This window comes from Pseudomonas sp. MYb185, from assembly GCF_002979975.1.
Classification (GTDB): domain Bacteria; phylum Pseudomonadota; class Gammaproteobacteria; order Pseudomonadales; family Pseudomonadaceae; genus Halopseudomonas.
This window is the reverse complement of record NZ_PCQD01000004.1, coordinates 6486-18163: the sequence shown is the minus strand read 5'-3', so window position 1 is coordinate 18163 and position 11678 is coordinate 6486. Positions and strand designations below refer to the sequence as shown.

Sequence of the window (11678 nt, the reverse complement as noted above, 5' to 3'; positions counted from 1 at the left end):
CTGTCGATGTCCGACATTGTTCTGGAACTGAATAACCTCGCCTGCGGCTATGGCGGACACAAGATAGTCGATGACCTGAGCCTGCACCTGCGTGCCGGCGATATCGGCTGCCTGCTCGGCCCCTCGGGCTGCGGCAAGACCACGACCCTGCGCAGCATCGCCGGCTTCGAACCGATCACTGCCGGGGAGATCCGCCTGCTGGGCAAGGTATTGTCCAGCCCGACCCATACGGTACCGCCCGAGCAGCGCCGCATCGGCATGGTGTTTCAGGACTATGCCCTGTTCCCGCACCTGAACGTGGCGGAGAACATCGCCTTCGGCATCGCCAAGCATCCCGAGCGCAAGCGCATCGTCGATGAACTGCTGGCGCTGGTCAAACTCGACCGGCTGGGCAAGCGTTACCCCCATGAGCTGTCCGGTGGCCAGCAGCAGCGGGTAGCGCTGGCGCGTGCACTGGCGCCGGAACCCAAACTGCTGTTGCTGGATGAACCCTTCTCCAATCTGGATGGTGACCTGCGCCGGCGGCTGTCGGCCGAAGTACGGGACATCCTCAAGGCCCGGGGCACCAGCGCCTTGCTGGTCACCCATGATCAACACGAAGCCTTCGCCGTATGCGATCAGGTCGGTGTGCTGCGCGAAGGCCAGCTGCAACAATGGGATACGCCCTACAACCTCTACCATGAACCGGCCACGCCCTTTGTCGCCAGTTTCATCGGCCAGGGCTACTTCATTCGCGGCCAGTTGCTGACCCCGGATACGGTGCAGACCGAAGTTGGTGTCATCCGCGGCAACCGCGCCTATCAGTTGCCCGGCGGCAGTGCCGTGGATGTGCTGCTGCGCCCCGACGACATCGTCGGTCAGGAAGGCAGCAGCCAGACGGCGATCATCACCGGCAAGGTCTTTCTCGGCGCCACCACCCTGTACCGCCTGCAACTGCCAACCGGCAGCACCCTGGAAGCCATTTTCCCCAGCCATGACGATCACCTGCTGGGCGAGGAACTCGGCATCCGCGTAGCCGCCGACCACCTGGTGGTCTTCGCCGCCCAGGGCAGTGTCAATGTCAGCGCACAGCTGCCGCTGGAGCAGGTATTGCAGGACGGCAGCTCGGTCTGATGCCAGGCGGCTTGGCAACAGGCCAACAGCTCCGGATAATGGCGGCTTTCAAACCAGCCTGACGAGTCCCTTCATGCAGATCGCAAACAATTCGGTGGTCCAGTTCCACTACACCCTGTCCGACGCCAATGGCGAAATCGAAAGCTCCCGCCCGCACGAGCCGGTGCTCTATTTGCATGGCCAGCCGGGCCTGCTGGAAGGCCTGGTCGAGGCCATGGAAGGTCGCGAAGCCGGTGACAGCTTCAGCGTCGAGCTGCCGGTCGACAAGGCCTATGGTCCGCGCCAGGAAAACGCTACGCAAAAAGTCCAGATCAAGCATCTGCAGGGCGCAAGGAAATGGAAGCCGGGCATGCTGGCGGTGATCCACACCGAACAAGGCCCACGCCAGGTCAGCGTGGTCAAGGTTGGCCTGTCCCAGGCCGAGGTGGATACCAACCACCCCCTGGCCGGTCGCGACCTGAAGTTCGACGTGGAAATTCTCGCCGTGCGCCCGGCCACGGAAGAAGAACTGGCGCATGGTCACGCCCATGGCGCAGGTGGCCATCAACACTGAGGCCCTCCTTGCCAGCCCGGGCTGGCAAGCCCCGCTCCTCGGCTTGAAAAAACAACCCAAGCATTATTGACAGATAAAGTGTATTATGGTTGTTTTTTCAACCTCGAGGTGTACTCCATGTCGACAAAACCCGCCGTCAAGGCTGTAGCCAAACCCAAGACAGCTCCTGCCAAGCGCAAGGCCGACCCGGCCGTGGCGACCAGCGAATCCATCAACGATCAGATCTCCGCGTTCCTCGCCTCCGGGGGCAAGATCCAGAGCATTCCCAGCGGCACCAGTGGCCAGACCTATGGCAGCCCGCGCGCCGCCAAGCCAGCCAGCAAGACGCAGAAAGCCTGAGCCTGTTCAGGCTCTTACAGCAGCGGCACGCCTAGCGTCGATTGCTCCCCAGCAGTTGCAGATTCTCATCATATAGCGCGGTCAGCAGCGCAGTACCATCGGCGGCCACGCGAAAACCACCCCAACGCGCCTCCTCGTAGACGGCTGCGGTGCCTTCCTGAAAGAAGAACGCATTGGGACCGACACTCGCCTCGCGTCCATTCTGGCGAATGCGCATGGAGACCATGCCCGGCTCGCTGCTCGGCTCGTCCCCGGCGCCCGCCAGCACCGCACGCCCCTCGGCACCGACATGCAGATGCGCATAGTTCGGCCACTGGCCGTCCTCCCTGGGCAACTGCCCGTCGACCGCAAAGCGCAAGGCCATGTAATCACCCTGCATCAGCGAGCGCGGGTCCACGGGTGCCAGTTGCAGCAGCACCAGTTGCCCGTCGCGCAGGGTCCGTTCGTGCCCGGAGACAGTGTATGCCACCGCCACCACGATGAGCAGCCAGGCGGCGACGATGGCAATCCGGTCAGCCCTCATATCGACCTCCCCATTGGCGCAACAGCAACCAGCGCAACAGAAGCAGCACCAGTCCGGTTGCCACCAGCAGCATTGATTTGTGCAGCAAGGTGATGTGCAGACTGTAGTACAGGTCGCCCAGGTACAGGGTGGTACCGATCCCCACCAGCACACACCAGAAACGGTCGCTGGCCTGGAATACCGCCAGCCACAAGGCCGCTCCGACCAGCAGACCCGGTGCCTGGGCACAAAGCGCGACGACGATCACCACCGCTGCTGCGCAACCCAGCCGAAACGCCGGCTTCTCGCCGCGCACCAGCCAACTGACGGTTGCCAGCAACAGGAGGCCAGCACCGACGGGATAAAGCCACGTCAGCAGTTGCACGGTGCGATCATTCAGCAGCAGGCCCAGCAGATCGCCCCACCGCCCATGCCCGAGAATCGCCAATACCAGCGCCATCACCGTCGCCGCACCGGCGATGGCACGATACAGGGCTGCCCGCTTTCCAGCCCAGCCGCTACGCTGTAGCCACAGACAGATACCCAGCGCGGCCAGCAGCAGACCATACAATGACAGCAGCGCGTTGGCGCCGATCAGTACCGCCAGGCTGAACATGGCGATCAACGCGCAGACCAGCCGGTGGGCGCCATGGGCTGGTGGCAACAACATGCCGGCAGCCACCAGCAAGGCTCCCAGCGCCGGAAGGCGCTGCCCAGCTGCAGCCCATGGCTCCAGCTGTACCAGCGCGAACACCAGCAGCCCCTGCCCCACCAGCGACAACGCCAGCCCCAACTGCGCGGCGAACACGCCCGGCCGGCGCAACAACCAGATCGCCAGGGCCAGCAGCAGGCCGCCACTGATGGCGCTGGCCGGCGCGCTGTCATCGATAATGGTAATCAGCGAACTGCCGAGTAACAGCAACGCCGCCAGCCAGGCCGCCAGCCCCGAGAGCAAGGCCATGTACCAGGGTGCGGCATGCTCATCCCGGACACGCTCGACCGCCGGCGGGTCGAGTATCTGGCGCTGTTGCAACGCCTCGATCAGCCCCTGTTGCCATGCCCTGCTCATGCCTCGCCCTCCCGATACACCCGATGCAGCCAGACCGACGCCAGGGCACTGCTCAGCAGCATAAACAAGCCGAGCAGGTTGAACAGCGTAAAGCCATCGATACTGTCGAACAGCCGCGCCAGTCCTGCAGTCAGTACGCCGACCAGCGAATACAACAGCAACGCCAGCAGCAACAGGTCACGCCGCCCCCAGCGGTACAGCGGGATACCGATCAGCCAGACCACGCCTAACCCCCATAGCAGGTTGAGGTAGGTGCTTTCCCACCAGGCGATGCAGGCTCCCAGCGCCAGCGCACTGAGCAGCGCAAAACCGGCCAGACGCGACATGCTGCGACCGGGCTGTGACAGCAGGCGGCCCGCGAACAGCTCGAATACCAGCAACAGCAGCAGATTGCCAGCCGCTACGCCGAGCAGAGCCCGCGGGCTGGCCAGCGCCGCACCGAGCCAACTGTCATGCATGGCGAAATAGCGCAGCAGCGCCAGGTTGGCAATCGCCCAGAACAGCCCCCAGCATGCCGCCGAGCGCGACAGCAATACCCAGGGCAGCATGAGTACCGCCCAGGCAGTGAACAGTTGCCAGATGTCAGCGCCGGTCTGGTAGGTCTGCCCCACCAGCGCCAGCACCCCGCCGGTAGCCAGTGCCGCCCCAAGCAGAACGGCGCGGTACAGGACCGAGCCTGGTTGCAGCCACAAGGCCATGCCGGCGAAACCGGTCAGTGCACCGAGCGCCAGAGCCAGCTTGCCGAAGCGGTGCAGATCATCCCAGTTGAAGGCAAAGAAGAAGATCGCCCCCAGCGCCAGCAACAGACTGCCATACAGGGCCAGCAGCCGATCCAGCGCATGCTGCCACTCCCGCGCACTCGGCTGAGGCCGCTGGGGCGCCAGCGCCTGTTCCAGTTGGTGCGGCGTCAGCAAGCCCTGCTCCATCCAGGCCAGCAGTTGATCGCGCCGCCGCAATTCGTCCAGCATCTTCATCGGCTTCCCCCCAAACGCATACGCAAGCGCTCCGTGAACTCGGGCACGGCCAGGAACAGGTACAGACTGACCAGCACGTTGAGCAGCGACACCACCAGGAACAACTGCGGAATGGTGATCCCCACCACGCCCAGCATGAGCATGGCGAATATTGCGGAAATCACCATCAGCAGTGAATTGAGAATATTGTTTGCCGCGATCACCCGGGAGCGCTCATGGTTCTCTGTCCGGGCCTGAATCAGGGCGTATAGCGGCACGATGTAGAAACCACCGAACATACCCAGCCCCAGTATGCAGGTCATCACGCCCCAGGCCGCCGGCTGCATCAGCAACTGTGTCCAGCCCAGGTGCTCGACACCCACTTCGATATACCCGGCACCGGCCCACAACAACAACCCGAACAGCGTCAGGCCCGCCGCACCAAAAGGCACCAGCGTGAGGTTCACCGTCTTGCCCGCCAGCCGCTCACAGAGCAGCGAACCAGCGGCGATACCGATGGAGAATACCGCCAGGATCAGTGTCACGACGGTCTCATCGCCCTGAAGATAGTCACGGGTAAAGCCCGGAATCTGCGCCAGATAGGTCGCTCCGAGAAACCAGAACCAGGAGTTGGCCAGCAGCGAACGGGATACTGTCCGGGATTGCTGCACCAGCCCCAGGTGCAGAATACGCGCCGACTGGCGAAAGATATTCCAGTCCAGTCGCAACGCCGGCAGCGCGGCCGCCGTGCGCGGAATCACCATGCTGGCGCAGAACCCGAGCAGCGCCAGCCCGACCACCGACACCGAAACCCACCAGGCCCATTGCTCGCCGGCCATCAACAACCCGGCGAACAGGGTGCCACCGAGAATCGCCAGAAAGGTACCCATCTCCACCAGCGCATTGCCGCCGACCAGTTCCCGCTCCGCCAGGTGCAGCGGCAGGATCGAATACTTCACTGGGCCGAACAGCGCCGACTGCGAGCCCATGGCGAACAACACCGCCAGCATCAACGGCAGATGACCGATCAGCACACTGGCGGCGCCGGCCAGCATGATGATGATTTCGGCAAACTTGATCAGGCGGATCAGCGTGTGCTTGGGAAACTTCTCGCCGAACTGGCCGCCGAGCGCGGAAAACAGGAAAAACGGCAGGATGAACAGCAAGGCACTGAAGTTGATCAGCACGTTCGGATCGGCGCTGGTGCCGATCTTGAACAGGATGGCCAGCACCAGCGCCTGCTTGAATACATTATCGTTGAAGGCACCCAGAAACTGCGTGATGAAATACGGCAGGAACCGCCTGCTGCGCAACAAACCGAACTGGGACTGCCCCGCCATCGCTGTCATCCTCTTTGAATCCAAGCGCCGAAGGATGACAGCATAACGGAAGAATACGACACATTCTGCGCCAATAACCGTCTCAGGTCTTTTCTGCCTCCGCAGTCTGCAGACGCAGGTTGCGCCGCTCGATCCACGACTGAATGCGCTCCTGCCGATCGGAGGTCAGCGGATAACGGCGCGCCAGCATGAATGCGGCCATGTACATGAGTACCGGCCCGACGATGTAGAGCACACGCAGGGACATCAGCTGGCTCTCGTTGTGCACGGTCTGGGTAGCATCGAACCCGACCAGCGCCAGCAGGCCCAGCGACAGCCCCAGGCCAAGGGCCATGGCACTCTTCTGCGCCATACCGGACATGGCAAAGAACAGCCCGGTGCGATGCTCCTTGCTGCGCGCGGTATCCAGATCGACGATATCCGCCAGCATCGACAGCGGCAGGAACTGGAAGGCGGCAAAGCAGAAGCCCTTGACCGCGAACATGATGGCGAATGGCACCAACTGACCGGCCTGCAGAAAGAACATGCCGAGAATACTGAGGCTGGACACGGCGACCGCCACGCAGAAAGCATGGTGCTTGCCGATTCTGCGCCCCAATACCAGCCAGAACGGAATGCCGAGGATACCGATGCCGAAATACAGCAGGTACATCATGCCGATCTGCGCCTGGATCTGGATCACATGCTGCATGAAGAACACCGACATCGCATTGCGGAACGACTCACCGGTAATCACGATCAGCAGGATCAGCATCAGCCGTTTGAACGGACCGTTGTTCTTCATGATCCGCAGGCCCTTCTTCCAATCGGTCTTCTGTACTGACCGTGCTGGGGCCTCGCGTACCATGGTCACCACCAGGAATACGGTCAGCGGCAGCAGGATCAACAGCAACCATCCCATCCCAGCAAGGATGGGGCCGTAGCCGGTGCCGAGCTGCCCGTCCTTGCCGACCAGCCAGACCATGGCACGCATCACGGCACCATCGGTGTCCCCCGCCGCATAGCGCGCCCCCATGGCCTGTACTACCGCCGGGGCCAGCGCGGCGACGAACAGTCCCAACAGGACATAGCCCTCGCGCGATGCGGTCACCCGGCTGCGTTGATGATACAGCGGCGACAGTTCCGCCCCCCAGGCACCGTAGGGCAAGGTGACCATGGTCCAGCCCAGATACATCAATACGGTCCAGATCAGCAGATGCCACAGCCCTGCCCCGTCAGGCGGCATGAAGATCATCACGGTACTGACCAGCATGATCGGCGTACCCATCACCAGCCAGGGCTTGCGCCGGCCGAAGCGGGTCTGCCAGCGGTCGCTGAGCATGCCGATGAGCGGATCAGTGATCACATCGGAAAAGCGCGCGATGACCAGTACCAGCGCCATCAGCGCCATGTTCAGACCCATTTCCTGGGCATAGAAAGGCGGAAGGTAGACTGCCAGCGGATATCCGATGATAGCCAGGGGGATACCCACGGAACCGTGGATCAGGATGGTGGAACGTTTCAGAATTCCGGACTGACTCATCTATATGCCACTCCAATGAGATTGAGCGGGGATCGAGCCCCGCCTTGTTGTAGTTGTGCTCTCGCTGGCGCAGCAAGGGCCGAGCCAACCGCTTTTCTATCGCCGTTGCCTGGAGTCTATTCCATGTGGCTGGCCAATATTCATGCGACATTCCTGACGAATGTACCAAGGTATTGCCAGAGAACCGCATTGCCCGCATAGACCCCAGCGTCGGCGCGGGCTGCAGAGACTATAAAGTGCGAGGATGGCTGATATTCAGCTGACTGATGATCAAAAAAGAGCCTGCAGCCGAGCCGTTTATCCACCGGATGCGAATGGCACAGATAATTGTTTGACAATTATTCTCATTACAATTAGCTTATAGCCATTCTTGACCTGCTCCCGGAGTGCACCCATGTACGTATGTCTTTGCAAGGGAATTACCGACACCCAGATTCGCGATGCCGTGACTGATGGTGCCTGTAGTATGCGCGACCTGCGTGAGCGCCTGGACGTTGCCAGCCAATGTGGCAAATGTGGTCGGGACTGCAAGTCGATCCTTGGTGAATACCGCCAGGCTGCCGTGGCCAGTTTCGTCAATGCGGGGCAGTTCAGCGTAGCCTGAATGCGTATCGCATTCATCCGAGAAATGTTTCTATCTATTTGATTTGCAAGGGCGGATTTGACAGATGCCGCTCTCGGTAGCACACTCGGTGCATTGATCCCCCTGCACTGAGGAAAATCGTCATGAAAGGCGACGCACAGGCTATCCGTCATCTCAACATCTTGCTCGGTAATGAGCTGGTTGCCATCAACCAGTATTTCCTGCACGCGCGCATGCTGCAGGACTGGGGTCTGGACAAGCTCGGCGAGCATGAGTACAAAGAATCCATCGATGAAATGAAACATGCCGATGCGCTGACCCAGCGTATCCTGTTTCTCGAGGGTCTACCCAACCTCCAGGATCTCGGCAAGCTGATGATCGGCGAGAACACCCGCGAGATTCTCGAATGCGACCTGCGTCTGGAGATGAAGGGCATTCCCGATCTGAAGGCCGCCATCGCCTACTTCGAAAGCATTGGTGACTACGGCAGCCGCGATCTGGCCGAAAGCATTCTGGAATCGGAAGAAGAGCACGTCGACTGGCTGGAAACCCAGCTGAGCCTGATCGACAAGGTCGGCCTGGAAAACTACCAGCAGTCGCAGATCAGCAACTGAGCCCTGCCCTTCAAAGCCCCTTGGCGTAGAAATACGAAGAACAGGTTGCTCATCATGAGCAACCTGTTGAAGCACCGATTACGCGACGACCGTACGGTGCAGTACACGCTCATAACCTTCATAACCGCCGTTGGCCTTGTGCAGAACCGCACGGTTATCCCACATCACCACCATACCGGGCTTCCACCCATGGCTGTACTGGAATTCGGGGCGGGTCTGCCAGTTGTACAGCTCCATCAGAAGTTGATTCGCCTCATCCTCAGCCATGCCTTCAATACCGATGATGTACCCAATGCAGCCGAATAAGGTTTCTTCGCCAGTTTCCGGGTGCTTGCGGATGATCGGGTGAGCCTGGGTATCATAGGCGGACTCGGATGTCTTGATCTTGAACCCTCTCTGATTACCACTTTCCTTCTCTCCGTCGCCATAGGCCCCTGTGGGAGCATATGCTCTGCGCGCTGAATGGATGGCGTTCTTCCCCTCGATGCGGCTGCGAAGCTCCTGGGGCATCTCCTGCAGGGCCTTTTGCTGATTCACGAAGTCCGTATTTCCGCCATGGGGAGGAATGGTGATGCCGTACAGGATGGTAGCCGAAGGCGGATTCTTGCCAAAGCTCCAGTCAGTGTGCCAGGCATCAGCAAAAATTGGCGTGGTTTCGTCTGCGGTCCGACGCAATTCGATGATATTCGGGTTGTCGTCCAGTGATGCAATATAGGGATCGCCAGCGAATGAGCCGAAGTAGAGGCTAAAGCGTTCAAGGTCTGCATCGCTGATGTTCTGCCCGGTAAAAACCAGCACCTTATGTTTCAGCCAGGCTGCGCGCAGATCTTCAACCGTCGCCTTATCCAGGTCTTCAGAGAGATCCAAACCTGCTACTGTCGCTCCGCATGCACCTGACGTGGGTGTAATCGTGTAACTCATTTTTCTCTCCTGCCAAGGCCGTAGATAGAATTGTTTTAATTTGGACTGCTTTCTGCACCCTCACTGTAAGAGAGGGTGGAGCCGCATTCATTGAGAATCCACGCCATAAATTTGCATTTCATGCCACAATACCACTCATTATTTTGCATTTTCATTGACACCAGGAGAGTGGGGACGTGGATCATCGCCATATCAATAACCTCTGGGTCAACGAACTGCTGCTGGCTCTCTCTGACCTGGGAGTGGACATAGGTTTTTTAACCAAAGGGGTCAAGGGCATTCAAGGCAGGAGGCTTCTGGTTGGCGAGCAGTTGGACCTGGTGGAGGCCCGCACCTTGTGGCATCGAGCGGTGTCGACCTCTGACCGAGAGCACCTGGGGGTGGAAGTAGGCCGCCGTCTCAGCCCCCGTTCGTCAGGGCTGCTGTTTCCCCTGCTGCTTCACAGTCCTTCGGTCCGGACCGGGATGGAGCTTCTTGTTCGCTATCAAAGCTTGATTAGCGAAAACGGTCGATTCCGATTCGTTGAAGCGACAGAAAACAATGTCGTAGCGCTTGAATACCTTCCAGCTCAATCGTCTGTTGCCGTGCACCTGCAGCATGTACTGTCGGTGATAACCGCGACGCTGAAAAATATTTCGCTCATTTCTGCTGGTGGCACCAAGGCGCGCCTCTTGCATTTACCCGCAGGGGCAGAGGATGTGGAGGGGGTGGCCAGGATCCTGAAATGCCCTGCGGTGTCAGTAGGTGAGCGTTATATCGTCGAGTTGGATAATACAGCTATTGATGCTGTGATTACCGGGCGTGACGAACACCTGTATCAGCTGTTGCTAGGTTACGCAGACGGGCTATCCAGAGCGCAGCGCGTTGGACAGGGGTTCCTGGATCATGTCAAAAGCCACATGGATGGTAACGACTTGGTCAGGTTGGATATCGATACACTGGCAAAGGCAGTTGGATTCAAGAAACGAACGCTGCAGCGGCACCTTGATGAGCAAGGCACCAGCTTCCGTAAACTCAAGGAGGGGCTGCTGAAAGAGAAAGTTCTGGAACTGCTGGTGGTACAGCAATTACCTACCGAGCAGATTGTCGAGGTGCTTGGTTATGCTGACGTGAGTACCCTCCATCGTGCTTTCAAAGCATGGTTTGGAGTGACGCCAGGGCAATTCAAAAGTCAGATCGGTAGCTGAGCAGAAGGTGTCGATCAACCTGGATAGCTCAGCGAATAGCCATCCGGGCATAGCGGCAACCAGAATTCACTGTAGTCAGCCTACAGAAACGTACTCCACATACTGCGCCATCAGATTCGGGCGGCTGAAGGTATCGATCCTGTCCACCCTGGCGCGCATTGCCATCTGCGCTTCCTTGAAAGTGTTTTCGTCCATATCAATCCAGTACCGAGGATGGCGCCCGGTGGCTCGATCATGCTCCGCGGTGGTTGGGTCATTCTGGCGGTGTTCCTCGAACAATGGCGCGTCCGGTAAGGGATGGCTGATGTCCATATAGTTCTGGATGAAATCCCACAGGGCACAGAGCTGTTGGGTATTGCGATCCGGTGGCTGGATATCACCGAAGAAAATGCGGATATCCGAATAACGGTGTTCCAGGCTCAGCACATTCATCGGCAGACCCTGGCGATCCGGCGTGGTGTTGATATAGGCGTCGAACTCGTGGAAGGGAGCACGTTTTTCGTTCACCTGCTGTCGACGGTATTCGAACAGGGTAATCATGCCGGTGCGACGGTTGAGTTCCCATTTGGGGCCCTTGCCGGGTTTGGCCCAGAGCCGGGGGAATTTATGAATGACAACAGAGCCAAGGCCCCAAGCTGAGAGACCGGGTAATCCCATGCCCAGAAATAGGGCTCGATAACTCTGCAAGAAGTTTTCCAGAAAGCTTCCTTGCTCCAAGAAACCACTCGTAATCGCGGCAAAAAAGCCCAAAATTAGAAACATAAAAAAAAAGCCTTTTCCTAAAGCGGCTAGATAGATCCAAAACTGTGTTCTCCCTGCCCAAGGCGCATGACGATAATGCTCATGATCACAACGATCATGGAAGTCGATATGCTCCAGAGGCGCTGGCTTATAGGTGCCTTTCGCCCGTTGTTCTTCTCGTTCCCGCTTCTTCTGCTCTACCAGGCGCAATGCATCCGGACCGGGGGCCATAAAGGTATCT

General features: G+C 59.4%; 13 protein-coding genes. 6 read left to right on the top strand and 7 right to left on the bottom strand.

Features of this window, described 5'->3' with window-relative positions:
- The first annotated feature begins 6 nt into the window (after positions 1-6).
- The 3 genes from CQ007_RS06990 to CQ007_RS06980 all read left to right on the top strand — a co-directional run bounded on the left by CQ007_RS06990 (position 7) and on the right by CQ007_RS06980 (position 2005).
- The gene (locus CQ007_RS06990) at positions 7-1113 is read left to right on the top strand and encodes an ABC transporter ATP-binding protein (protein ID WP_105644558.1); all 1107 of its coding nucleotides are present in this window, start codon (positions 7-9) and stop codon (positions 1111-1113) included.
- 73 nt (positions 1114-1186) lie between these two features.
- The gene (locus CQ007_RS06985) at positions 1187-1666 is read left to right on the top strand and encodes a peptidylprolyl isomerase (protein WP_105644556.1); all 480 of its coding nucleotides are present in this window, start codon (positions 1187-1189) and stop codon (positions 1664-1666) included.
- Positions 1667-1783: 117 nt separating this feature from the next.
- Positions 1784-2005 carry a hypothetical protein gene (locus tag CQ007_RS06980; RefSeq protein ID WP_105645219.1) on the top strand — a complete coding sequence of 74 codons (222 nt, stop codon included), beginning with the start codon at positions 1784-1786 and terminating at the stop codon, positions 2003-2005.
- A gap of 31 nt (positions 2006-2036) precedes the next feature.
- Here CQ007_RS06980 and CQ007_RS06975 read toward each other — a convergent pair whose 3' ends face one another.
- The 5 genes from CQ007_RS06975 to CQ007_RS06955 form a co-directional block, all read right to left on the bottom strand.
- Positions 2037-2528 carry a GDYXXLXY domain-containing protein gene (locus tag CQ007_RS06975; protein ID WP_105644554.1) on the bottom strand — a complete coding sequence of 164 codons (492 nt, stop codon included), beginning with the start codon at positions 2526-2528 and terminating at the stop codon, positions 2037-2039.
- Positions 2518-3576, bottom strand: coding sequence for a DUF4401 domain-containing protein (locus CQ007_RS06970; protein WP_105644552.1), 1059 nt, complete (start codon positions 3574-3576; stop codon positions 2518-2520). The genes CQ007_RS06975 and CQ007_RS06970 overlap by 11 nt, the downstream gene beginning before the upstream one ends.
- Positions 3573-4550 (bottom strand): DUF2157 domain-containing protein, encoded by a 978-nt coding sequence (locus tag CQ007_RS06965; RefSeq protein WP_105644550.1) that lies wholly within the window; start codon positions 4548-4550, stop codon positions 3573-3575. The genes CQ007_RS06970 and CQ007_RS06965 overlap by 4 nt, the downstream gene beginning before the upstream one ends.
- The gene (locus tag CQ007_RS06960) at positions 4547-5869 is read right to left on the bottom strand and encodes an MFS transporter (protein WP_105644548.1); all 1323 of its coding nucleotides are present in this window, start codon (positions 5867-5869) and stop codon (positions 4547-4549) included. Before CQ007_RS06960 ends, CQ007_RS06965 begins: the two co-directional genes overlap by 4 nt.
- Before the next feature lie 82 nt (positions 5870-5951).
- Positions 5952-7391 carry an MFS transporter gene (locus CQ007_RS06955; protein ID WP_105644546.1) on the bottom strand — a complete coding sequence of 480 codons (1440 nt, stop codon included), beginning with the start codon at positions 7389-7391 and terminating at the stop codon, positions 5952-5954.
- Positions 7392-7785: 394 nt separating this feature from the next.
- Here CQ007_RS06955 and CQ007_RS06950 point away from each other — a divergent pair, with 394 nt between their 5' ends.
- The gene (locus CQ007_RS06950; RefSeq protein WP_105644545.1) at positions 7786-7995 is read left to right on the top strand and encodes a bacterioferritin-associated ferredoxin; all 210 of its coding nucleotides are present in this window, start codon (positions 7786-7788) and stop codon (positions 7993-7995) included.
- Between the two features lie 122 nt (positions 7996-8117).
- Entirely contained in the window at positions 8118-8588 is a 471-nt protein-coding gene (gene bfr, locus CQ007_RS06945) for a bacterioferritin (protein ID WP_105644542.1), read from the top strand.
- 78 nt (positions 8589-8666) lie between these two features.
- Here bfr and CQ007_RS06940 read toward each other — a convergent pair whose 3' ends face one another.
- Positions 8667-9509: a TauD/TfdA family dioxygenase gene (locus tag CQ007_RS06940; RefSeq protein ID WP_105644540.1), complete on the bottom strand. Its 843-nt coding sequence runs from the start codon at positions 9507-9509 to the stop codon at positions 8667-8669.
- 176 nt (positions 9510-9685) lie between these two features.
- On the opposite strand from CQ007_RS06940, the gene CQ007_RS06935 reads away from it, so the two are divergent.
- Complete coding sequence (locus CQ007_RS06935; protein ID WP_105644538.1) at positions 9686-10696, top strand: AraC family transcriptional regulator; 1011 nt, start codon at positions 9686-9688, stop codon at positions 10694-10696.
- A gap of 75 nt (positions 10697-10771) precedes the next feature.
- Here CQ007_RS06935 and CQ007_RS18780 read toward each other — a convergent pair.
- On the bottom strand, positions 10772-11678 hold a 907-nt coding region (locus CQ007_RS18780), incomplete at its 5' end, for a hypothetical protein (RefSeq protein WP_158256733.1).